This is a genomic window from Janthinobacterium sp. HH106 (genome assembly GCF_001758725.1).
GTDB lineage: Bacteria > Pseudomonadota > Gammaproteobacteria > Burkholderiales > Burkholderiaceae_D > Janthinobacterium.
In genome coordinates, this window is record NZ_LRIC01000060.1 from 68,113 (window position 1) to 90,672 (window position 22,560).

General features: G+C 63.7%; 19 protein-coding genes. 14 read left to right on the forward strand and 5 right to left on the reverse strand.

Annotated elements, in window-relative coordinates; genetic code table 11:
• Positions 1-74: 74 nt before the first annotated feature.
• Positions 75-1,580: an oligopeptide:H+ symporter gene (locus JAB8_RS22975; protein ID WP_070219941.1), complete on the reverse strand. Its 1,506-nt coding sequence runs from the start codon at positions 1,578-1,580 to the stop codon at positions 75-77.
• A 311-nt stretch (positions 1,581-1,891) separates the two neighbouring features.
• Here JAB8_RS22975 and ppnN point away from each other — a divergent pair, with 311 nt between their 5' ends.
• The 11 genes from ppnN to JAB8_RS23030 all read left to right on the forward strand — a co-directional run bounded on the left by ppnN (position 1,892) and on the right by JAB8_RS23030 (position 12,481).
• Positions 1,892-3,262 (forward strand): nucleotide 5'-monophosphate nucleosidase PpnN, encoded by a 1,371-nt coding sequence (ppnN, locus tag JAB8_RS22980; RefSeq protein WP_070219944.1) that lies wholly within the window; start codon positions 1,892-1,894, stop codon positions 3,260-3,262.
• Between the two features lie 205 nt (positions 3,263-3,467).
• Positions 3,468-4,538, forward strand: a complete 1,071-nt coding sequence (locus JAB8_RS22985) for a LacI family DNA-binding transcriptional regulator (protein WP_070291564.1) — start codon at positions 3,468-3,470, stop codon at positions 4,536-4,538.
• Positions 4,539-4,759: 221 nt separating this feature from the next.
• Positions 4,760-5,560 (forward strand): transporter substrate-binding domain-containing protein, encoded by an 801-nt coding sequence (locus tag JAB8_RS22990; RefSeq protein WP_306798488.1) that lies wholly within the window; start codon positions 4,760-4,762, stop codon positions 5,558-5,560.
• 90 nt (positions 5,561-5,650) lie between these two features.
• Positions 5,651-6,343 carry an amino acid ABC transporter permease gene (locus tag JAB8_RS22995; protein ID WP_070291565.1) on the forward strand — a complete coding sequence of 231 codons (693 nt, stop codon included), beginning with the start codon at positions 5,651-5,653 and terminating at the stop codon, positions 6,341-6,343.
• 1 nt (position 6,344) lies between these two features.
• Positions 6,345-6,995 carry an amino acid ABC transporter permease gene (locus tag JAB8_RS23000; RefSeq protein ID WP_070291566.1) on the forward strand — a complete coding sequence of 217 codons (651 nt, stop codon included), beginning with the start codon at positions 6,345-6,347 and terminating at the stop codon, positions 6,993-6,995.
• Positions 6,982-7,716 carry an amino acid ABC transporter ATP-binding protein gene (locus JAB8_RS23005; RefSeq protein WP_070291567.1) on the forward strand — a complete coding sequence of 245 codons (735 nt, stop codon included), beginning with the start codon at positions 6,982-6,984 and terminating at the stop codon, positions 7,714-7,716. Before JAB8_RS23000 ends, JAB8_RS23005 begins: the two co-directional genes overlap by 14 nt.
• Positions 7,713-8,459, forward strand: coding sequence for a sugar phosphate isomerase/epimerase (locus JAB8_RS23010; RefSeq protein WP_070291568.1), 747 nt, complete (start codon positions 7,713-7,715; stop codon positions 8,457-8,459). The genes JAB8_RS23005 and JAB8_RS23010 overlap by 4 nt, the downstream gene beginning before the upstream one ends.
• Positions 8,456-9,430, forward strand: coding sequence for a sugar kinase (locus JAB8_RS23015; RefSeq protein ID WP_254679577.1), 975 nt, complete (start codon positions 8,456-8,458; stop codon positions 9,428-9,430). Before JAB8_RS23010 ends, JAB8_RS23015 begins: the two co-directional genes overlap by 4 nt.
• A 19-nt stretch (positions 9,431-9,449) precedes the next feature.
• Positions 9,450-10,409: a D-glycerate dehydrogenase gene (locus JAB8_RS23020; protein ID WP_070291569.1), complete on the forward strand. Its 960-nt coding sequence runs from the start codon at positions 9,450-9,452 to the stop codon at positions 10,407-10,409.
• Between the two features lie 35 nt (positions 10,410-10,444).
• On the forward strand, positions 10,445-11,467 hold the full coding sequence (locus tag JAB8_RS23025; protein WP_070291570.1) for a porin: 1,023 nt from the start codon (positions 10,445-10,447) through the stop codon (positions 11,465-11,467).
• A 12-nt stretch (positions 11,468-11,479) separates the two neighbouring features.
• On the forward strand, positions 11,480-12,481 hold the full coding sequence (locus JAB8_RS23030; protein ID WP_070291571.1) for a Gfo/Idh/MocA family oxidoreductase: 1,002 nt from the start codon (positions 11,480-11,482) through the stop codon (positions 12,479-12,481).
• 192 nt (positions 12,482-12,673) lie between these two features.
• On the opposite strand, the gene lysS is transcribed toward JAB8_RS23030, so the two are convergent.
• The 3 genes from lysS to prfB form a co-directional block, all read right to left on the reverse strand.
• The gene (gene lysS / locus JAB8_RS23035) at positions 12,674-14,203 is read right to left on the reverse strand and encodes a lysine--tRNA ligase (RefSeq protein WP_070291572.1); all 1,530 of its coding nucleotides are present in this window, start codon (positions 14,201-14,203) and stop codon (positions 12,674-12,676) included.
• Positions 14,204-14,221: 18 nt separating this feature from the next.
• Positions 14,222-14,923 carry an HAD family phosphatase gene (locus JAB8_RS23040; protein WP_070291573.1) on the reverse strand — a complete coding sequence of 234 codons (702 nt, stop codon included), beginning with the start codon at positions 14,921-14,923 and terminating at the stop codon, positions 14,222-14,224.
• Positions 14,924-14,925: 2 nt separating this feature from the next.
• A protein-coding gene (prfB, locus tag JAB8_RS23045) for a peptide chain release factor 2 (RefSeq protein WP_139143151.1) occupies positions 14,926-16,030 on the reverse strand; the annotation gives its coding sequence in 2 pieces (ribosomal slippage) (positions 14,926-15,948 and positions 15,950-16,030; 1,104 coding nt in all).
• A gap of 201 nt (positions 16,031-16,231) precedes the next feature.
• Here prfB and JAB8_RS23055 point away from each other — a divergent pair.
• The 3 genes from JAB8_RS23055 (at position 16,232) to JAB8_RS23065 (ending at position 22,124) form a co-directional block, all read left to right on the forward strand.
• Positions 16,232-18,277: a bifunctional 2',3'-cyclic-nucleotide 2'-phosphodiesterase/3'-nucleotidase gene (locus JAB8_RS23055; RefSeq protein WP_070291574.1), complete on the forward strand. Its 2,046-nt coding sequence runs from the start codon at positions 16,232-16,234 to the stop codon at positions 18,275-18,277.
• A complete protein-coding gene (locus tag JAB8_RS23060; protein ID WP_139143152.1) occupies positions 18,274-18,762 on the forward strand; it encodes an SEL1-like repeat protein in 489 nt (162 codons plus the stop codon). The genes JAB8_RS23055 and JAB8_RS23060 overlap by 4 nt, the downstream gene beginning before the upstream one ends.
• 311 nt (positions 18,763-19,073) lie before the next feature.
• Positions 19,074-22,124, forward strand: coding sequence for a heparinase II/III family protein (locus JAB8_RS23065; RefSeq protein ID WP_139143153.1), 3,051 nt, complete (start codon positions 19,074-19,076; stop codon positions 22,122-22,124).
• A 21-nt stretch (positions 22,125-22,145) separates the two neighbouring features.
• Here JAB8_RS23065 and JAB8_RS23070 read toward each other — a convergent pair whose 3' ends face one another.
• On the reverse strand, positions 22,146-22,559 hold the full coding sequence (locus JAB8_RS23070) for a hypothetical protein (protein ID WP_070291577.1): 414 nt from the start codon (positions 22,557-22,559) through the stop codon (positions 22,146-22,148).
• Position 22,560 lies beyond the last annotated feature (1 nt).

A 22,560-nucleotide genomic window follows, 5' to 3' on the forward strand; every position in this document is an offset into this window, starting at 1 on the left:
CGCCAAGGCAACAACCGGCGCCGGAATGAAAAACGGCGGCCCGCAGGCCGCCGTTCTGATCTACAGCAAGACGCTTACTTCACGCCGTGCATCAGTTTGTTGATCAGCGGTGCGATCAGGAACAACACGACGCCGGCGCCCAGCAGGGACCAGAAGCCGAAGGTATAGCCGGACAGGGCCGACTGCACCGACATGCCGCTCGTGCCGCTGACGTGGCTGGCGAAGATGCCCGACAGGTTGTTGCCGATACCGGTCGACAGGAACCAGCCGCCCATGCCCAGGCCTACCAGACGCACCGGCGCCAGCTTGGTGACCATCGACAGGCCGATAGGCGACAGGCACAGCTCGCCTATCGATTGCAGCACGTAGACGGTGGTCAGGGTCCAGAACGGGATCTTGTTATCGGCGCCAACCAGGCTCGACAGAGCGAAGATCAGCAGGCCGAAGGCCAGCGCATTGCCCAGCAAGCCCAGGCCGAATTTGCGCGGGATCGAAGGGTTGACGTTGTGGCGCGCCAGGAAGACCCAGACGGCGGCGATGATCGGCGCGAAGACGATGATGGCGACCGAATTGACGGTCTGGAAGTAGGCGGTCGGGAAGATCCAGAAGCCCAGGTCGCGGTTGACGATCTTGTCAGCCAGGAAAGTAAACGAGCTGCCAGCCTGTTCGAAGAACATCCAGAACAGGATGTTGAAGACGAAGATCAGCAGCATGGCGATGACGCGGTCGCGCGCCACTTTGCCGTTGCGGATGCCTTCGATCATCAGCATGACGGCCAGACCGACGAACAGCACGGTCAGGACGATTTGCAGCTTTTCAGCGCCGACGGTCAGCAGGAAATACATCAGCGGGATCACGCACAGGGAGCCGACGGCCACCCAGACGACGCGCATCGGGTTGCCGGAACCGGCTTCCGGAGCGCCGATGCCCTTCAGGGCACGGCGGCCGATGAAGAACCATACCAGGCTGATCAGCATGCCGAAACCGGAGGCCATGAAGACCATCTTGTACGACGGCATGGCGCTGGTGCCGAAGATCGACTCGGCCAGCCATTGCGTGAAGACAGGCGCGACCATGGCGCCCATGTTGATGCCCATGTAGAAGATCGTGAAACCACTGTCGCGGCGCGGATCGGCGGTCGTGTACAGCTTGCCGACCATGGTCGAGATGTTCGGCTTGAACATGCCGTTACCGACGATCATCGTGGCCAGGCCCAGGTTGAAGATGTCCTGGTTCGGCACGGAGATGCAGAACAGGCCGGCAGCCATGAAGATGGCGCCCAGCAGGATGGAGCGCTGGTAACCGATGACGCGGTCGGCGATGTAGCCGCCGAACAGGGCGCCGGCGTACACCAGCGCGAGGAAGGAACCGTAGGTCAGGTTGGCCGCTGCCTGTCCCGAACCGTCGCCGCCGTGGAACTGGGCCACGATGTACAGTACCAGCGCCCAGCGAACTCCGTAGAACGCGAAGCGTTCCCAGAATTCAGTCATGAACAACATCCACAATGGGCTTGGATGGCCCATAATCTGCTTGAACTCGGGAATAACGGCTTCCTTGTTGGGCGTAGTCGCACCGCTCATGCGGTTCCTCCTGAAAAATTATTATAGTCAATCGATACAACGAACTTATGGAAGCCTGCGGGCGGCGGGGACTCTCATGAAGAACCGTACGCACGGGAATTCCAATAGGCTGGCATTCTAATCTACAAATTGCGCGGAGCGAAGGTTTCGATTCGCATTAGCAAGAATGACTGTTTCATATTAGTCAAACCGGTTTGCAGGCAAGAACGGCCCCGGCGATTTTGCGGCGGCACAGCACAACTTGCCTGACTTGTCGTATATTAAGGCTGCAAGACCTTCGAGCATCGATTTTTAAAGGGATTTTTCGCATTATGGAACACGACGTTATCGATACTCTGGTTTCACCGGAAGGCCGCCTGGACGTGCTCTCCAAGACTGAAGTCAACAAACTGCTCGACACCAGCCAGGGCGGCCTGTACAACACTTTCCGCCGCTGCGCGCTGGCGGTCTTGAATTGCGGCAGCACCATCGACGATGGCCGCGCCCTGCTGGAGCGCTACCAGTCGTTTGAAATTTCCATCATCCAGCGCGAGCGCGGCATCAAGCTCGACATCAAGGGCGCGCCGGCCATCGCCTTCGTCGACGGCAAGATGATCAAGGGCATCCACGAGCACCTGTTCGCCGTGCTGCGCGACATCATCTTCGTCAGCGACGAAGTGACGGGCAACCCGAAATTCGACTTGCAGAGCACGGAAGGCGTGACGGACGCCGTCTTCCACATCCTGCGCAACGCCAACGTGCTGCAAACCCAGCTCAACCCGAACCTGGTCGTCTGCTGGGGCGGCCACTCGATCAACCGCGCCGAATACAATTATTCGAAGGAAGTGGGCTACCAGCTGGGCTTGCGCGGCCTCGACATCTGCACCGGCTGCGGCCCCGGCGCCATGAAGGGCCCCATGAAGGGCGCCACCATCGGCCACGCCAAGCAGCGCCTGCACAATGGCCGCTACCTGGGCATCACGGAGCCGGGCATCATCGCGGCCGAATCGCCGAACCCCATCGTCAATGACCTCGTCATCATGCCGGACATCGAAAAGCGCCTGGAAGCGTTCGTGCGTGCCGGCCACGGCATCGTCGTCTTCCCCGGCGGCGCGGGCACGGCCGAAGAGATTCTGTACATCCTCGGCATCCTGCTGCACCCGGACAACGCGGAGATTCCGTTCCCGCTGATCTTCACGGGCCCGGAAACGTCGCGCGAGTACTTCGTGCAGATCAACCAGTTCATCCACGACACGCTGGGCCCGGAAGCGCAGCAGCGCTACAAGATCATCATCGACGACCCGGAACTGGTGGCGCGCGAAATGCTCGAAGGCATACGCCAGGTGCGCGAATTCCGCAAGGCGCACAGCGACGCGTATTACTTCAACTGGCTGCTGAAGATCGACCACGAGTTCCAGAAGCCGTTCCAGCCCACGCATGAAAACATGCGCAACCTGAGCCTGCACAAGAACCAGCCCACGCACTTGCTGGCGGCCCAGCTGCGCCGCGCGTTCTCGGGCGTGGTGGCGGGCAACGTCAAGGATGACGGCATCCGCTCGATCGAAAAGCACGGCAACTTCGAAATCCATGGCGACAAATCCATCGCCGGCCCCATGGATGCGCTGCTGGCCTCGTTCGTCGCGCAGCACCGCATGAAACTGGCGGGCACGGCGTATGTACCTTGCTACACCGTGGTCCAGTAAACAGTCTTGACACCATCACGCCGCCCGCCTCCTGCGTTTGCAAGGGGCGGGCGGCTTTTTTTCATCCGCGTTCCCATCCATGCACCCATCGTGTTCCTTCGCCGCCACAGGCAATCAAATCGCTTGCGTCATCGATGCGTGGGTGCGATCTTTGGAACCGGTTCCAAAATAAAAATATGCAGATCAACAGGTAGTGGAGAGCACCTTGGATTCAGTACGCAGCAACAAAAAAACAGCCTCCGGCGAGCCGCCACGGCCCGTGACCATCGCCCAGGTGGCGCGCGAGGCGGGCGTGTCGAAAACGAGCGTGTCGCGCTTTCTCGGCGGCGAACTCGATGCCCTGTCCGAAAATATCCGCCAGCAGATCGCCAGCACCATCGCGCGTCTCGGCTACCAGCCGAACCAGATGGCGCGCGGTCTCAAGCGGGGACGCACGCGCCTGATCGGCATGGTCGTGGCCGACATGCTCAATCCCTACACGGTGGCCGTGCTGCAAGGCGTGGAAGCGGCTTGCCAGCAGCATGGCTATACCTTGATTCTGTGTAATACCGGCAATGACGAACAGCGCGAACGCCAGTCGCTGGCCGCGCTGCGCTCGTACAGCGTGGAAGGGCTGATCGTCAACACGCAGGGGCGCAACATTCAGTCGTCCGACCTGCAGCAGGCGGACATGCCCATCGTGCTGGTCGACCGCCGCATCGAGGGCGCCGATTTCGACCTCGTGGGCCTGGACAATGTGCAGGCGGGCCGGCTGGCCACCGCGCATCTGATCGAACAGGGTTTCGACGCCATCGCCTTCGTCGCGCCGCCATTGACGGGCGTCAGCTCGCGGCTGATGCGCGCCGACGGTTTCCAGGCCGTGATGGCCGAACATCCCGGCTGCGTGGGCGAAGTGCTGGCCGTGGACCTGGACGACCGGCCTTCCATCGACGCGCAGGTGCGTCTATGCCTGGCGCGGTGGCGCGGCCGCCGCGTGGCGCTGCTGGCCTCGAACGGCATGGTGGCGCTGGAGCTGGCGCTGATGCTGCAGCGCCTTGCCTTGCGCATGCCGCAGGACGTGGGCTTGCTGGGCTTTGATGAATTGCCATGGTCGCCGCTGGCGGGCCTGAGCACGATCGAGCAGCAGACCTATGACATCGGCTTTTCGGCGATGACGTGCATGCTGTCGCGCCTGCAGGGCGATCAATGCCCGCCGCGCGAGGTGCTGTTGCCGGGCAAGTTGATTGTGCGCCATTCCACCCAGGGTAGCGAAGTACGCAAGGGCGGCGACGCTTGAGGAAGGGAAGAGGGCGTTGCCCTTTTTTTTGAGATAGTTATGGAACCGGTTTCATAAACTGTTTTTACGCTGGAAAGGGGCGTGGATAGTCAGGCAAGGCAATGGTTGGCATGAAGTTGAAATGACACGGCAAGAGGCGATCCGAATCGTCCATTTGACAATATTCCCGGCAGTGCCTCGACGAGGCCGGTACCGGGATCACAGGAGACTGAAGCATGAAGATGACTACACTGTTGTATTCGAAGATCGTGGCCTGCGCGCTCGCAGCAACGTTTGCCCTGGGTGCGGCGGCCGATGCCGGCGCCCAGACGCTTGGCGACCTGATCAAAAAAGGCAAGCTGACCATCGGCGTGGTCAGCGGCACGCCGCCGTTCGGCAGCATCGACGCCAAGGGCGCGCCCGTCGGCTATGACGTCGACGTCGCCAACCTGATCGGCAAATACATGAACCTGCCCGTGGAAATAGTCCCGTTGACGGCGCCGTCGCGCGTGCCGTCGCTGGAGTCGGGCAAGGTCGATTTCCTCGTGGCGACCCTGGCGCCCACGCCGGAACGGGCCAAGACCCTGATGTTCACCATGCCTTACAGCGCGTTCGAACTGGCCATCGTCGCGCCGGTCGGCGGCAAATTCAAGGCCCTGGCCGAGTTGAAGGGCAAGAAAGTGGGCGTGACGCGCGGCACCACCAACGATACGGCCTTGAGCCGCCTGGCGCCGGCCGGCACCAATATCGTGCGTTTCGAGGATGACGCCACCGTCACCCAGGCCTTGCTCAGCAAGCAGGTCGACGCCGTCTCGATTCCCAGCACGATGGCGCTCGACATCATCAAGACGCGCGGCGCGGGCAAGATCGAGGTCCGCTTCACCTACTCGCTGCAGCCGAACTCGATGGCGGTGCGCCGCGGCGACTTCGAGCTGCACCAGTGGCTCAACAACTTCATCTACTACGTCAAGCTGAACGGCGAACTCGACGCCATCGCGCGCAAGTGGAGCGGCGCGCCGCTGCCGGCGCTGCCGACTTTCTGATACAGCAAGCCGCACAAGAAAGTGCCCGTCCGTACGGCGCGCCGCCATGGTGGCGCGGCCGGGGACGCGCACGCAGACAAGGAGTTGAGTATGCCGTATGAATTTCATTTCGAACTCGTCATGCAATCGCTGGACCGCCTGTTGTGGGGCGCGGCGCTGACGATACGCCTGAGTGCCATGGCGATGGTGCTGGGGCTGGCGGTGGGCGTGTGCGCCGCCGTCATCCTGAAGAACGGCCCCGCCTATGCCCGCGCCGTGGTGCGCGCGTATGTCGAGATCATCCGCAGCACGCCGTTCCTGGTGCAGCTGTTCATCATCTACTTCGGCTTGCCGTCGCTGGGCCTGCAGCTCGACGCGAACGGCGCCGCGCTCGTCGCCATGACGGTCAACCTGGGTGCCTATGCGGCCGAAATCGTGCGTGCCGGCATCGGCGCCGTGCATCCGTCGCAGCTCGAGGCGGCGCAGGCGCTGGGCATGACGCGCTGGCAGGTGATGCGCCACGTGGTGCTGCTGCCGGCGCTGGAAAAGGTGTATCCGGCGCTGGCCAGCCAGTTCACCTTGATGATGCTGGCCTCGAGCGTCGTGTCGGCCATTTCCGCCGAAGAGCTGACCGCTGCCGCCCACCTGCTCGACGCGGAAACCTTCCGCAGCTTCGAGATCTACATCGTCGTGATGGTGCTGTACATCCTGCTGGCCCTGCTGTTCCGCTTCGGCTTCTGGGTGCTGGGCCAGATCGTCTTCAAACGCCGCCGCCGTCTGGGCGCGGCGCGCATGGGAGCTTGACATGATCAGTGACTTTTCCTGGGATAACCTGCAATTCCTGCTCGAGGCCACGCGCTGGACCATCGGCCTGTCGCTGATCGTCTTCATCACGGGCGGCATCGCCGGCTTCGCCGTGGCGCTGCTGCGCACGGCGCGCAGCCCGCTCCTGCGCTGCATCAGCGCCCTGTACATCCAGCTGGTGCAGGGCACGCCCGTGCTGATCGTGCTGTTCCTGACGTATTACGGCCTGGCCCTGTTCGGCTACAAGCTGTCGCCGGTCATCGCGGCCGGCGCGGCGATGACGATCTTTGCCAGCGCCTACCTGGGCGAGATCTGGCGCGGCTGCATCGAAGGCGTGCAGCGGCAGCAGTGGGAAGCGTCGGCCGCGCTGGCGCTGAACCGCTACCAGCAGCTGCGCTACGTCATCCTGCCGCAGGCGCTGCGCCATTCGCTGCCGCCGACCGTGGGCTTCATGGTGCAGATCATCAAGAACACTTCGATCACCTCGATCATCGGCGTGGTGGAATTGACGCGGGCAGGGCAACTGGTCAGCAATGCGACCTTCCTGCCTTTCATCGTCTTCCCCGTCGTCGCCCTGATCTACTTCGCGATGTGCTATCCGCTGTCGCGCTACAGCCATTCACTGGAAAGGAAATTCCATGCCCATCGTTGAAATCGACAATATCAGCAAGAGCTTCGGCGCCAATCATGTGCTCAAGGGCGTCTCGTTCGCCGTCGAACGGGGCCAGGTGATCGCCGTGATCGGCCGCAGCGGCTCCGGCAAGAGCACCATGCTGCGCTGTATCAACGGCCTGGAAACCATCGACAGCGGCAGCATAGCCGTGGCCGGCCATACGCTGACGGCGCGCCAGGAGCATTTGCTCGACTTGCGCAAGGACGTCGGCATGGTCTTCCAGAGCTACAACCTGTTCCCCCACCTGACCGTGGAAGAAAACGTCATGCTGGCGCCGCGCATCGTCAAGAAGGTGCCCGACGCGCAGGGCCGCGCCACGGCGCTGCGCGTGCTCAAGCAGGTGGGCCTCGACCACAAGCGCGAAGCCTATCCCGAGCAGCTGTCGGGCGGCCAGCAGCAGCGCGTGGCGATCGCCCGTTCGCTGGCGATGGAGCCGCAAGTGATGCTGTTCGACGAAGTGACGTCGGCGCTCGACCCGGAACTGACGCAGGAAGTGCTGAAGGTGATGGAAGAGCTGGCGCAGGCGGGCATGACGATGCTGCTCGTGACGCACGAGATGGAGTTCGCGCGGCGCATGGCCGACGTCACCGTCTTCATGCACCAGGGATTGGTGTGGGAAAGCGGGCCGTCGGAAGCGTTTTTCAGCAATCCGCAAACGCCTGAAGCGCGCCAGTTCGTCGGCGCGGGAGCGATCAAATGAGCCCCGTTTTGGTGGCGGCGTCGGCTTATGGCGCAAGCAGGGTAAGGCAGCTGGGGCAAAGCCATTTCATCGACGTGGTGGCCGATGCGGGCGGCGCCGGCATCGAGATCCGCCGCGAACTGTTCACCTCCGACTGGCCGGACCTGGCGCGCATGGGTGCGGCGGTGGCCGCGCGCGGCCTGTACTCCGTGTATTCCACGCCCATCGAATTGTGGGACGCGGACGGGCTCCTGCGGCACGAGTTGCTGCAGCAGATGCTGGACGAGGCGGCGCGCCTCGGGGCGCGCTACCTGAAGGTGTCGCTGGGCCATTACCCGGCCGCGCCGGACTTGCACGCCTTGAGCGCCCAGCTGGCGGCCGCGCCCGTGGCGCTGCTGGTGGAAAACGACCAGACGGCCCATGGCGGCAAGCTGGCGACGATGGCGCGCTTTCTGGAAGCGGCGCGCGACATCGGGCTGCCCGTGGGCCTGACCTTTGACATCGGCAACTGGCGCTGGGTGGGCGAGGATGCGCAGCAGGCGGCGCGCCTGCTGGCGCCGTACGTGCGCTATGTGCACTGCAAGGCCGTGCTGGAGGATGGGGGGCGGTTGTCCGCCTGCGCCGTCTCCGACACCGATCCGGCCTGGCGCGCCGTCTTCGCGCACTTTGCGCCGGGCGTGCAGCGGGCCATCGAATTCCCGCTGGAGGCTACTGACCTGGTGGCCGAAACGGGCCGCTACATCCGGATGCTGGAGGCCGCATGACGGAACACGAAATGATGCATGGAGCGCATGCGCTCGACGTCGTCACCTACGGCGAAGCGATGGCGATGTTCGTTGCCGAGGAAACGGGCGACCTGGCGGCCGTGGCGCATTTCACGCGCCGCCTGGCCGGCGCCGAGACGAACGTCGCCATCGGCCTGGCGCGCCTGGGCTTGAAAGTCGGCTGGCTGAGCAGGGTGGGCGATGACTCGTTCGGCCGCTTCATCCGCGCCAGCGTGCAGGCCGAGGGCGTCGATTGCAGCCGGGTCGCCGCCGTCGCCGGCCAGTCCAGCGGCTTCCTGCTCAAGGAGAAGGCCGAGAACGGCGCCGATCCCCTGGTCGAATACTTCCGCAAGGGTTCCGCCGCCAGCCGGCTGGCGCCCGAGCACTTCGACCCCGCCTATTTCCTGTCCGCGCGCCACCTGCACGCCACGGGCGTGGCCGCCGCGCTGTCCGCCACCAGCCTGGCGTTCGCCGGCCAGGCCATCGACTTCATGCGCGAGCATGGCCGGACCGTGTCGTTCGATCCGAATCTGCGGCCTTCGCTGTGGCCGTCGCAAGCCGTCATGGTGGAACAGATCAACCGCCTTGCCGCCAGGGCCGACTGGGTGCTGCCCGGCCTGGGGGAGGGAAAAATCCTCACCGGTCATGACCTGCCGCACGACGTCGCCGGCTTTTATCTGCAGCAGGGCGCGCGGCTGGTGGTCATCAAGCTGGGCGCCGAGGGCGCCTACTACCGCACGGCCGACGGCGACAGCGGCATGGTGCCGGGCGAGCGCGTGGCCAACGTGGTCGACACGGTGGGCGCCGGCGACGGCTTCGCGGCCGGCCTGGTCAGCGCCTTGCTGGAAGGCTTGCCGCTGGCGCAGGCGGTACGGCGCGGCAACAGAGTCGGCGCCTTCGCCATCCAGGTGGCCGGCGACATGGAAGGCTTGCCGACCCGCGCCCAGCTCGATGCGCTGGGCCAATCTTGAACCGAACAGGGGAACACTCGTGAAAAAACATGTGCTTGTGTATAAAAAGCTGGCCGAGCCGCTGCTGGCGCGCCTGCGCGCCGAATGCGAGGTGACGTATTTCGAGGCGATCGATGGGGGCAACCGCGCCGCATTCGCCGCCGCCATCCGCGGCGCGCATGGCTTGCTGGGCGCCAGCGTGCGCCTGGACCGCGAACTGCTGGACCCGGCCGTCGACCTGCGCATCATTTCCACCATTTCGGTGGGCGTCGACCAGTTCGACGTCGACTACCTGCGCGAACGGGGTATTTTGCTGGCCAATACGCCGGACGTGTTGACGGAAACGACGGCCGACACGATCTTCGCGCTGATCCTCGCCAGCGCGCGGAGGGTCGTTGAACTGGCCGAATTCGTCAAGGCGGGACGCTGGACGCGCAGCGTGGGCGAAAGCCAATACGGCGTCAACGTGCACGGCAAGACCATCGGCATGCTGGGCATGGGCCGCATCGGCCGCGCCGTCGCCCGCCGCGCCGCGCTGGGTTTCGGCATGCAGGTGCTGTACGTGAACGGCGAAGCGGTGCCCGAGGTGGAAGCGGCGCTGGGCGCGCGACAGGTGGCGCTCGACGAGCTGCTGGCCGGCTCCGATTTCGTCTGCGTGGTCCTGCCGCTGACGGCGCAGACGGAACGCATGATGGGGCGGCGCGAGTTCGCGCTGATGCGCCCCGGCGCCATCTTCATCAACGGTTCGCGCGGGCGCATCGTCGATGAGGCGGCGTTGATCGAGGCCCTGCAGCAGGGCACCATCCACGGCGCCGGCCTGGACGTGTTCGAGCGCGAACCGCTGGCGCCGGACAATCCGCTGCCGGGCATGGCCAACGTGGTGGCGCTGCCGCACATCGGCTCGGCCACGCATGAAACGCGTTACGCCATGGCGCAGCAAGCCGTGGACAACCTGCTGGCCGGCCTGCGCGGCGAGCGTCCGCGCCACCTGGTCAGCTAAGAACAGTATCCATAAAAAGACAGACAGGGAAAGAAATGAAGAACAAGGTAGCAAGGGCAATGATCATCGGTGCGGGCGCCTGCGGCGGCCTGTGCGCGGCGCAGTCGAACGTGGCCATGTACGGCATCGCGGACCTGGGCGTGGTGTCCGAGAGCGGCGGCCCCGGGGGCAGGGTGCTCAAGCTGACGAGCGGCATCGCCAACGGCTCGCGCCTGGGTTTCAAGGGCAGCGAAGACCTGGGCGGCGGCATGACGGCGATCTTTACGATGGATGCGGGCATCCTGGCCGACACGGGCGCTTCGGCCCAGGGCGGCCTGCTGTTCGGGCGCCAGGCCTTCGTCGGCCTCGCCGGTGCGGCGGGCACCTTGCGGCTGGGCCGCCAGTACACGTTCATCGATAGCAGCCTGGGGGCGCTGGACCCGTTTTACCTGGGTTTTGCGGGCAGGATGAGCAACGTCTTCACGGCCGGCTACATCAGCCGGGTCGACAACAGCATCACCTACAGCTCGCCCGTGCGCGGGGGACTGTCCGGCGAACTGGCGTACGGCTTCGGCGAAGTGCCAGGCGATGCCTCGGCCAGGCGCTACATGGGCGCGGCGGCCACCTATGCCAGCGGGCCGCTGTACGTGCGCCTGGCGCACCAGGACGCCAACACCCTGTCAAGCGCGCTGTTGACGGGCAGGGCGCGCAACACGGTGCTGGGCGCCACCTGGGACTTCGGCGTGCTCAAGGCGCATGGCGCCGTCGCCGTCAGCAAGAGCACGGCCGGTGCCGCCACCACGGTCGACAGCGCGGACCTGATGCTGGGCGCCACCGTGCCCGTGGGCCCGCACCGCATCCTGTTCTCGTACGTGCGGCGCGACGACCGGCGCGCCGCCAACGGCGACGCTAGCCAGCTCGGCATCGGCTACACGTACGCGCTGTCGAAACGCAGCACCTTGTACGCGGCCTACGCGCATATCGACAACCGCAACGGCGCCGCCTATGTGGTGGGCAATGCCACCGACAACGGCACCGGCAACCAGGCCTGGAACCTGGGCCTGCGCCACACTTTTTAACTGGAGAATCGAATGAAGAAAACCGGATGGATTTTGGTCGGCGCCAGCACCGTGGCGCGCGAATGGATGGTCGACGCGATCCGCCAGCAGGGCGATGCGGAAGTGCTGGCCGTGGTCAGCACGGATGCCGCGCGCGGCGCCGCCTTTGCCGGGCAATTCGGCATCGCCGCCAGCTATACGGACCTGGCTGCGGCGCTGGCCCATCCGGGCGCGGACGCCGTGTACATCAGCACCACCAACGAATGGCACATGGCGCAGACCTTGCAGGCGGCGCGCGCGGGCAAGCACGTGCTGTGCGAAAAACCGCTGGCGCTGAACCTGGACGACGCCCGCCGCATGGTCGACGGCTGCGCCGAGGCGGGCGTGGTGCTGGGGATTAACCACCACCTGCGCAACGCCGCCAGCCACGGCAAGGTGCGCGAGCTGATACGCGCTGGCGAGATCGGCCAGCCCCTGTATGGCCGCGTACTGCACGCGAACAACCTGCCGCAGCACTTGCGCGGCTGGCGCCTGGATGCGCCGGAATCGGGCGGCGTCACGCTCGACATGTTCGTGCACGATGTCGACACCCTGCGCTTCCTGCTGGATTCGGAACCGCGCCACGTGACCGCCTGCGCCACCAGCGGCGGCATGACGGTGGCGGGGCTGGAAGAGGGCCTGATGGCCGTCATCGAGTTCGACAACGGGACTTTGGTACAGGTGCACGACGCGTTCAACGCGCCGTATTCGCTGTCCGGCGTGGAAATCATCGGCAGCAAGGGCACCATCTTCGCCACCGGCGTGATGACGCAGCGCCCCGTCGGCAGCATCAGCCTGACGCGCGACGGCGGCAGCGTCGACATCCCCGTCGAGCACGAGAACCTGTACGTGCGCTCGGTGCGTGCCTTCCAGCGCGCCATGCGCGGCGAAGGGCAGCCGGCCGCCACCGGCGACGACGGCATGCGCGCGCTGGCGACGGCGCTGGCGGCGCAGCAGGCCAGCCGCAGCCACCAGCGCGTGACCCTGGCCGGCTGACGGCAGGCCGCATAAGTGAAAAAGCCGCCTGATTAAAAAAATCAGGCGGCTTTTTTTTGCCTTGAAGCATCGAACGCCTGAAAAATCGTAGCGAGCGGATGGGAGTTGCGGCTAAGAAGCGCAACTGTGCTATAGCACAGTGAGCATCGCAGGCCGCAAATCGCGACGCGCAGTAGATTTTTCAGGTGTTCATCACTCTTCGCGGCGCAAGTGAGGGAACAGCAGGACGTCGCGGATGTTCGGAGAATCCGTGATGATCATCATCAGGCGGTCGATGCCGATGCCGCAGCCGCCGGCTGGCGGCATGCCGTATTCCAGCGCGCGGATGTAGTCGGCGTCGTAGAACATCGCCTCTTCATCGCCGGCGTCCTTGGCGGCCACTTGCGCCAGGAAGCGTGCCGACTGGTCTTCCGCATCGTTCAACTCGGAGAAGCCGTTGGCGATCTCGCGGCCCACCATGAACAGCTCGAAGCGTTCGGTGATGCCGGCCACCGTGTCGGAAGCGCGCGCCAGCGGCGACACTTCGACCGGATAGTCGATGATGTAGGTCGGTTCCCACAGCTGCGCTTCAGCCGTCTCTTCGAACAGCGCCAGTTGCAGCGCGCCCAGGCCGGCCGTGGCGAACGGCTTGACGCCGAATTTCTTCAGCTCTTCCTTGATGAAGTCCGCATCGTTCAACTGCTCCGGCGTGTAGCCCGGCGCGTACTTGTTGATCGCTTCGACGATGGTCAGGCGGTGGAACGGTTTTGCCAAATCGAGTTCGCGGCCGCCGTAGGTCAGGGTGGCAGTGCCGTGCGCGTCGATGGCGGCCTGGCGGATGACAGCTTCCGTGAAATCCATCAGCCATTTGTAGTCGGTGTAGGCCGCGTAGAATTCCATCATCGTGAATTCAGGGTTGTGACGGATCGACACGCCTTCGTTGCGGAAGTTACGGTTGATCTCGAACACGCGGTCGAAGCCGCCCACGACCAGGCGCTTCAGGTACAGCTCGGGCGCGATGCGCAGGAACATCTGCATGTCGAGCGCATTGTGGTGCGTGATGAACGGCTTGGCCGCCGCGCCGCCGGGGATCGTGTGCAGCATCGGCGTTTCCACTTCCATGAACTCGTTCTTTTCCATGAAGCGGCGGATCGACGAGATGGCGGCGGTACGTGCCTTGAAGGTGCGGCGCGTCTCTTCGTTCATGATCAGGTCGACGTAGCGCTGGCGGTACTTCGTTTCCTGGTCGGCCAGGCCGTGGAATTTGTCCGGCAGCGGGCGCAGCGACTTGGTGATCAGGCGCAGTTCGGTGACCTTGATGGTCAGTTCGTCCGTCTTGGTCTTGAACAGGGTGCCCGTCACGCCCAGGATATCGCCCAGGTCATAGTGGTGCAGGGCGGCCATGGCCGCTTCGCCGGTGAGATCAAGCGTGGCGTAGATCTGGATGCGGCCGTCGGCCTTCGGGCCGGAAGCGTCTTGCAGGGTGGCGAAAGCGGCTTTCTTGCCCGCTTCGCGCTTGAGCATCATGCGGCCGGCCAGCACCACGGTGACAGGTTCGGCTTCCAGTTCTTCGCGCGTCTTGCCGCCGTATTGCGCGTGCAGATCGGCCGCCTTGTGTTCGGGGCGGAAATCGTTCGGGAAGGCGACGCCTTGTTCGCGCAGTGCGGCCAGCTTGACGCGGCGCTCGGCGATGATCTTGTTTTCATCGGGGGCGGCGGCTTGTTCTTGGATATCCGTAGTCATGGTGTTCTTCGTTGGTGATTATTGATGATGTGGTGCCAGCGCTGGCGCCACGCTGGCAAACAGTGCGTCGACGTCGAGTGCGGAGAAATCCGGCACGATGGCAATGATGTTGTCGAATGCGGCAAACGCCTCGGCCGGCAGGGTGGTGGTGAGTACCACGACGCGCATGCCGGCACGGCGCGCCGCTTCCACGCCCAGGGGCGCATCTTCGAAGACGATGCAGTCTTGCGGCAGCGCGCCGGCCAGCTGCGCGCCTTTCAGGAACACGTCCGGGTGCGGCTTGCCCCGTTCCACGTCGGCGGCGCCGACGATGGCGTCGAAGCGGTGGCGCAGGTCCAGGCCGTCGAGCGTGAACGCGATATTCTCGTCTGGCGCGGCCGTGCCCACCACCAGCCCCACGCCATGCTGGCGCGCGCTGGCGATCAGCCGGTCGAAGCCAAGCACCGTGGCCAGGTGCGGGCCATACAGTTCGCGGTAGACGACTTCCTTTTCCGCCAGCAGGGTGACGTGGTCGGCATCCTCGCCCAGATACTTGGCGATGATTTCGTGTCCCTGCCGTCCCGCCGTGTCGCGGAAAAAGGCGTCCGCATCCAGCGCATGGCCGTGGCGTTCAAAGAACGCCAGCCACGATGTCGTGTGGAAGGCCATGTTGTCGACGATCGTGCCATCCATGTCGAACAGGAAGGCGCGCTGCGCCAGTGCCGGAGCGGATGCGTTCATCCTTATACGCCTTGCTTGAGCGAGGCGGAAATGAAGTCGTCGATGTCGCCATCGAGCACGCCCTTGGTATTGCCCGTCTCGAAACCGGTGCGCAAGTCCTTGATGCGGGACTGGTCCAGCACGTAGGAGCGGATCTGGTGACCCCAGCCCACATCCGTCTTCGAGTCTTCCAGCTTTTGCTGTTCGCTCATGCGCTTCCGCAGTTCATGCTCGTACAGTTTCGCTTTCAGCATTTCCATCGCTTCGGCGCGGTTGCGGTGCTGCGAACGGTCGTTCTGGCACTGCACCACGATGCCGGTCGGCGCATGGGTCATGCGGACGGCGGAGTCGGTTTTATTAATGTGCTGACCGCCGGCGCCCGACGCGCGATAGGTATCGACGCGGATATCGGCCGGGTTGACGTCGATCTCGATCGAATCGTCGACTTCCGGATACACGAACAGCGACGTGAACGACGTGTGGCGGCCGTTGGCCGAGTCGAACGGCGACTTGCGCACCAGGCGGTGCACACCCGTTTCCGTGCGCAGGAAACCGTAGGCATGATCGCCCTCGACCTTCAGGGTGGCCGTCTTGATGCCGGCGACTTCGCCGTCGGACTGCTCGAGGATTTCAACTTTAAAACCCTTGCGTTCGCAATAGCGCAGGTACTGGCGCAGCAGCATCGAAGCCCAGTCCTGGGCTTCCGTGCCGCCGGCGCCGGCCTGGATGTCGATGAAGCAGTTGTTCGGGTCCATCGGATTGTTGAACATCCGGCGGAATTCCATGCTTTCGATGACCTTGCGGATTTCCTGCACGTCCTGCTCGATCGCTTCCAGGGTCTCGTCGTCGCCTTCTTCGCGGGCCATGTCGAACAGGTCGCGGGTGTCGCGCAGGTCGGCATCGGCCTTGGCCAGCGTGAAGACGATCGCTTCCAGCGCCTTCTTCTCCTTACCGAGGTCCTGGGCGCGCTTGGGATCGTTCCAGACGGTGGGATCTTCCAGCTCTTCGTTGACTTGCTCTAGTTTCTCCGACTTGACAGTGAAGTCAAAGATACCTCCGAAGTTCGGCTTCGCGGACCGTCAGGTCGTTGAGCAGGGCGGAGATGATATTGATGCGTTCGGCTTCCATAATGTTCTGGTCTTCTATGGTGAAATCAAACCCTGAATTATACGCGAGCGTGGCGCGTTTCCGCTGCCGCCGCGGCGCAATTGCGGCCGCGCGGGGCAATAAAATGCGTATTTTGCTATATTTGCGACAATATTTTTGCCTTGATGATGGCTATCGTGCTGCGTATGATGCTGGCGATATTGTCTTTCCACAGGAATTCTCATGCGCCACCCCCTGCGTCAACTGCCCCGTCTCGCCCTGTTACCGCTGCTGCTGGCCGGCTGCGGCGCCTTGCCGCCCGCCGCCACGGGACCCGCGCGGGCGCCTTCGGCCGCGCCGGCCGGCAGCAGCGCCACCCTGGCCCTGCTGGAGACGACGGACTTGCACGCGAATGTGCTCAGTTATGACTACTACAAGCTGCAGGCGGAGCCGTCGATCGGCCTGGAACGCACGGCGGCCCTGATCGCCCAAGCGCGCGCGCAATTCCCGAACAATCTGCTGCTCGACAACGGCGACACCATCCAGGGCACAGCGCTGGCCGACTACCAGGCACTGGTCAAACCGCTGGCTTGCGACCAGACCCTGGCCATCTACAAGGCGATGAATTTGCTGAAAGTGGACGGCGGCGGCATCGGCAACCATGAATTCAACTACGGCCTCGCATTTTTGAGCCAGGTGACGGGCAACCGCTTCGACGTCGACAGCGTCGATGCCGGCAAGCCGCGCTGCGCCGGTCCCGCGTTCCCGCAAGTGCTGGCCAACGTCTACAGCGTCAAGACGGGCAAGCCCCTGTTTGCGCCGTATCACATCATCGACAAGCAGATCACGGCCACCGGTCCCGATGGAAAACCGGTGACCAGCAGCGTGAAGGTGGGCATCATCAGCTTCGCGCCGCCCACCATCATGGCCTGGGACAAGCGCTGGCTGGAAGGGCGCGTCTATACGCAGGGCGTGCGCGAGACGGCGGAAAAATTCATTCCCGAGATGCGCGCGAAAGGCGCCGAACTGGTGGTGGCGATCTCGCACGGAGGTCTCGATGACAGCCCGTACTCTCCCACCATGGAAAACGGCAATTACTACCTGTCGCAAGTGCCGGGCGTGGACGCCATGCTGATCGGCCACTCGCACCAGCTGTTCCCGAACGCCGCGAGCACGGTGCCGCAGTTTAATTTGCCCGGCGTCGACAAGGTCAAAGGATTGGTCAACGGCGTGCCTACCGTGATGGCCAATTTGTGGGGCAAGCACCTGGGCGTGATCGGCTTGCGCCTGCGCCACGACGGCAAGCATTGGGTGATCGACAAGAGCGCCACGACGGTGGAAGCGCGCGGCATCCAGAACGCGGACAAGAGTTACGTGCAGCCCGATGCAGCCATCGCCACACTGGTGGCCGAGGAACACGCGGCCACGATCGCCTACGTACAGACACCGGTCGGCGCCACGGATTTCCGCATGTCGACGTATTTCGCCGACGTGGGCGACGTCAGCGCCATCGAGGTCGTGAACCAGGCGCAATCGAGCTATCTGGCCGCGTATTTGAAGGCGAACCTGCCGCAGTACGCGCACTTGCCCGTGTTGTCGATGTCGTCGCCGTTCAAGAGCGGCTCGGCCGGCGTATCCGACTACACGGACGTGAAGGCGGGCAATGTGGCGCTGAACAACGCGGCCGACCTGTATTTGTATCCGAATGCGCTGTACGGCGTGAAGATGAATGGCGCGGAGCTGAAGGCCTGGCTGGAACAGTCGGCGCGGCGCTTCAATACCATCGACCCGAACAAGCTGGAAGCACAGGAGCTGGTCAACACGGCCCACCCGAGCTACAACTTTGACGCCATCACCAGCGCCGACGTGCGCTACCAGATCGACGTCACGCAGCCGCCGGGCCGGCGCATCCAGGCGCTGACGTACAAGGGCAAGCCCGTGGATTCCAGCCAGGAGTTCCTCATCGCGACGAATAACTACCGCGCCAGCGGCGGCGGCAATTTCCCTGGCCTCGACGGCAGCAAGACGGTGGTGGCCTCGCCCGACAACAACCGCGAACTCTTGATCGCGTATGTGACGCAGCAGAAAAACCTGACGCGCGCGAAAAACGGCTCGGCGCGCAGCTGGCGCTTCGCCAAAGCTGCCACCAAAGGCCCTGTGGTGTTCCATTCGGCGCCGGGCGTGATCGACCTGGCGAAAGCGGCCGGCATCGACAACGTCACGCAGCTGAAAGCTGACGATGGCGCGGGCAAGGGCTTTGCGCTGTATCAAGTGGACCTGTCGAAGTGAAGGCATGGTTGTGTGCCATCGCCCTGGCAGTATCGCCGCTGGCATCGGCAGGGCCGGACCTGACGGCCCAGGCCAAGACCCTGATGCGTGCGGGAGTCGCGACCCAGCCGCAGGCGCGCATCCTGTTCGAACGCGAGGCGGGGCAGGGCAGCGGTCCCGCCGCGTATTACCTGGGTTTGATGCTCAAGAACGGCATGGGCGGGCCGCAGGACGGCGGCGCCGCGCTGCGCTGGCTGGAACTGGCCGCGCAGCGGGGCGTGGCGCCCGCCATGTTCATCGTGGCGAACCTGCTGCTCGATACCGACGAAGCCAGGGCGCGCTACTGGCTCGACGCCGCCTGCGACCTGGACTACCCGGAAGCGCTGCAGCAGAAATCCGTGGCCCTGGCCGAAGGACAGATGGGCTACGCGCACAGCGAGGAGCAATCGTTCCTGTATCTGAAGATGGCCACGCATGCGATGGGGCACCGTCCGCCTGAGCCTTGAGGGCATGGCCGGCTGCCTGGGGTAAGCCTGTTGCAATTGGAATGTGTCGAAGGAATTGTTTGTTTTTGATCGGAAAGATTAATTCTTCGTGATCATTCTGACTGCTTATATTTTCTTTCAATAATTTGTTATTTGATAGTCATTATTGGCTTTTTTAAAAAATTGTATGGCAGTATTCGACATATGGTTTTTTTATTAACTGGATGATTCCGGGAGCCCGTGTGCAAAGTCAAATGATTCGCCAACAAAAAACAATGTTTCACCATCGCCGAAGCGGTATACCGTTCTTGCCGAGGAAAATGGCGCATGCCATGCTCGGCATGTTTTGCCTGTTTGCCTCCACCGCGATGGCGCAATTGCCAGCGCCGATCAAGCAAGGCCATCCGCGGCTATTCCTGAATCAAGCCAGTTTCGATGCGCTGAAACCGCAATTGCCAAATCTGCCGGCCGCATTCCCAGCCGCAGGCGGCAGCATCAGCCTGGAGCTGTTCGCCGGGCGCAAGGATCCGCTCGATAGCGTCAACCAGCCGATTTTTGGCGAATTCAGTCCGAGCCGCAACGGCTTTTTTATCCGCCACGTCGATTCCTACGATAGCCCGGCCGGCGCGGCGGGGGAAAGCCTCGGTTTCCAGGTCGGTTTCCAGGTCAATGGACTGGACCAGTATCTGTCTGTCGCCAGGATCGATTTGAAACCCGATGTCTGGTCGAACATCCAGTTGTCATGGAACAGCCAGACCCATAAAGTTGACTTGAGAGTCAATGGCGTTGCCGTGCCCATGGGCTGGAGAACGGTCGACGGCACCAGCGCCACGCCACCGATGGAATGGAAGGCGGATGGGCAGATCAGCAGGATAGGCATGCGGCGCAACGAAACCATGCGCAATTTCCGTTTGCTCGATGGCGCTGGCCATGAATTGTGGCAAGCACCGGCGATGGATGCTTTGCTCAACAAGGCCTGGTACGGCTTCATGGAGCGTGTCGACGGACGGGTGAGCACGCTTCAAGCCTGCCCGCTGATTCCCCCTGCCAGCGGCGTGCCGGAGCTGTGCAACGTGGCCACTGGCAGCCGCGGCACGATTTATGAAACTGCGCAGATGCTGGCCATGGCCTACCGCCTGACTGGCAATGCGAAATATCTGAATGGCGCCCTGAATTACCTCGACAAGCTGCTGGTGACGCCCCCCGTGGCCGGCGGCGAGTGGTCGTCGGGCGGGCGCGTCGGCGCCATGGGCATCCTGTACGACTGGCTGTTTGCCGAAACGGGCGCGCGCGCCGTGCCCGACGCCGTGGGTTTCGGCACCTACCGCGACCTGACGGCGCAGCGAATCAAGGAAACGATCGCCGCCGATACGGGCCAGGGGCACGAGAATCTGTTTGTCTCGATGTGCGGCTATCAGCAGTTGTATATCACCAGCACTAGTTTTGATTGCAAGAAGAAGCCCGTGTATGAACAGTGGGACCGCAGCGAATCGAAGCCGTCCATCGCCGGTTTCTATATCAGCGGCCACCCGTTCAGCGCCGTCAATAATGTCACCGTTGGCTTGCTGGCCATCGTTGACGAGCATCCGGAAGTGTTGCCGATGATTGAAACGTCGTATGCGCACTACGAAAAGGGCTTTCTTGCTGCACGCGCCCTGATTTCGGTCGACGGCGGCCACCATATGGGCTTTGCCTATGGTGTATCGAGCATTCCCGAGCGCCTGCTCCTGTGGCGCAGCGCGCTGGAAAGTACGGGCACGGCGCCCCTGTTGCAGGCCGACTGGCAAGCCAGGCTGATTTATCCGTATATCTACGGCTTGCGCCATGACGGCAGCTTTCCCGCCAGCGGCGACAATTTCACAACGCCGCTCGGCAGCACATTGATCGGGCAGCTGGCGCTGGGCGCGGTGACGGATACGGCCGATGGCGTGGCAGGGAAGTTTTATCGCGAGCATGTCGTGGCGTCGCGCAGCGCGCACGATGCCTTGATACTGGAACGGCTGTTGTGGCCCGTTCAACTGCCGGCGGCGCCGCTGGAATCGCTGGAACTGTCGCGCCATTTCAGGACGTCGGGCCAGGTGCTGATGCGTGATAGCTGGGACTATGCGAATGCCACGTTACTGGAATTCAAATCGACGTCCTTTATCGCGGAAAATCACCAGCACTTCGACCAGAACAGTTTTTCGCTCAATTACAAGGCTCCGCTGCTGCTCGACACGGGCTTGTATGAAGAATATGGCAGCAGCCACTGGTGGAATTACTACACGCGCAGCATTGCCCACAATACGCTGCTGATATTTGACAAGAACGAGCGGTTCACGCGCGGAGACAGGGAATTCAGCAATGACGGCGGCCAATGGTTCTATGCGCCGAGACAGGGCTACCCGACGATCGAGGAAATCAGCCCTGCGGGACCGAATGCGCTCGACGGCATCGTCCGCTACGAAAATACGCCGCAGTACACCTACACCAGCGGCAATGCAAGCAAGGCCTATGCGTCCAGCAAGCTCGATATGGCCAACGGTTTTGTGCGCAACGTGCTGTTCCTGCGCTCGCCATCGTTCTGGGGCAAGCCGGTCACTGTCGTCTTCGATAGCGTGCGCAGCAAGCAGGCCTTGCCGGCCACGTTCCTGCTGCACACGGCAAATGATCCCGTATCGGGCGCGCCGGGCGTGACGGCGCTGGGCAATGGCCAGTACCAGCTGGGCTACAAGGCCGGCCAGGAGCGCATCGCCACCATTCGCAATGGCGGCGGCATGCTGACGGCGCAGACGATCCTGCCGCTCAATGCCAGCGTGCGCAAGGTGGGCGGTGCGCAGGAGGGGGGCAATGGCTGCGCGCAGACCGATCTCGAAACTGGTGCTGTTGCCGGCAACGGCGCCGATTGCCGCTTCACCGTGCGCCGGCGCCAGGCCGATGGCAGTTACCTGTGGCGCAATCAGACGCCGCTGGTCAGCAAGCAGCAATCGTCGACCAGCGATGTCGGCGTCTGGCGCCTGGAAGTGGCGGCGCCCGCGGCGCCCGCCCTGAACGCGCCCGAGTACTTCCTGCACGTGCTGGCCGTTGCCGACAATGACGGCGGCACGGGACCGGCCGCTGCGCCGAGCGCCATACGCCTGGCTGCCGCAGCCAACACCGAGGCGCTGTTGCTGGGTAGTCAGCTGCATGTGCTGTTCAACCGCGACGTGGCGCCCGCCGCCCGCATGGACTGGGTCTCTATCCAAGCCGGCGGCGCCATCCTGGCGACAGGACTGAAACCGGGCGCGCACTACGCGTTGACGTCGGCACCGGCGGCCGGCGGCTACGCCTGGAGCCTGGCCGAAGCGGCCGATGGCGCAGGAACGTATCTGAGCTCGGACCAGGGCGTGCTCAGCATCGAGTAAGCCGCTTGCCTGGTGGCCGGGTCAAGCCTGAGCGTCTTTTTTAGGCCTGGCCCGCAAGCTGGCCGCCGCCTCGCCGATGGCGAACGGGTCGCGCGACAAAATGGCGGCGCCCAGGTCGACCAGCCGTGCCGCCGTGCCGATGGCCGCCTTGATGTCGGCGATGCGCTTGAGCTGCGACTTGCCCTTGGCGATGGCGCCCTCGATGTCGACGCGCGCCTGCTCGGCGCCTTCGGCCGTCAGGTAAATGCCATACGCGCGGAACAGCGCGACCATCTGGTCCAGGTGATTTTCATATTGTTCCAGCAGCGCGCGCTCGTCCGGCGCCAGCGCCTCGCGTTCGCGGATGCGCAATTCCAGCACCAGGCTCGACGCCTGCGCCAGGCTGTCGGCGATGGCGTAGCTTTGGTCTTTCGTCAGTTCGGTCAGTGGGGCCATG

Coding starts and splice junctions, on each gene's coding strand:
- JAB8_RS23015 (WP_254679577.1), top strand. CDS start 8,456: ATGACGGAACACGAAATGATGCATGGAGCGCATGCGCTCGACGTCGTC.
- JAB8_RS23055 (WP_070291574.1), top strand. CDS start 16,232: ATGCGCCACCCCCTGCGTCAACTGCCCCGTCTCGCCCTGTTACCGCTG.
- ppnN (WP_070219944.1), top strand. CDS start 1,892: ATGGAACACGACGTTATCGATACTCTGGTTTCACCGGAAGGCCGCCTG.
- JAB8_RS22975 (WP_070219941.1), bottom strand. CDS start 1,580: ATGAGCGGTGCGACTACGCCCAACAAGGAAGCCGTTATTCCCGAGTTC.
- JAB8_RS22995 (WP_070291565.1), top strand. CDS start 5,651: ATGCCGTATGAATTTCATTTCGAACTCGTCATGCAATCGCTGGACCGC.
- JAB8_RS23070 (WP_070291577.1), bottom strand. CDS start 22,559: ATGGCCCCACTGACCGAACTGACGAAAGACCAAAGCTACGCCATCGCC.
- JAB8_RS23040 (WP_070291573.1), bottom strand. CDS start 14,923: ATGAACGCATCCGCTCCGGCACTGGCGCAGCGCGCCTTCCTGTTCGAC.
- lysS (WP_070291572.1), bottom strand. CDS start 14,203: ATGACTACGGATATCCAAGAACAAGCCGCCGCCCCCGATGAAAACAAG.
- JAB8_RS23030 (WP_070291571.1), top strand. CDS start 11,480: ATGAAGAAAACCGGATGGATTTTGGTCGGCGCCAGCACCGTGGCGCGC.
- JAB8_RS23010 (WP_070291568.1), top strand. CDS start 7,713: ATGAGCCCCGTTTTGGTGGCGGCGTCGGCTTATGGCGCAAGCAGGGTA.
- JAB8_RS22990 (WP_306798488.1), top strand. CDS start 4,760: ATGACTACACTGTTGTATTCGAAGATCGTGGCCTGCGCGCTCGCAGCA.
- JAB8_RS23005 (WP_070291567.1), top strand. CDS start 6,982: ATGCCCATCGTTGAAATCGACAATATCAGCAAGAGCTTCGGCGCCAAT.
- JAB8_RS23065 (WP_139143153.1), top strand. CDS start 19,074: ATGCTCGGCATGTTTTGCCTGTTTGCCTCCACCGCGATGGCGCAATTG.
- JAB8_RS23025 (WP_070291570.1), top strand. CDS start 10,445: ATGAAGAACAAGGTAGCAAGGGCAATGATCATCGGTGCGGGCGCCTGC.
- JAB8_RS23000 (WP_070291566.1), top strand. CDS start 6,345: ATGATCAGTGACTTTTCCTGGGATAACCTGCAATTCCTGCTCGAGGCC.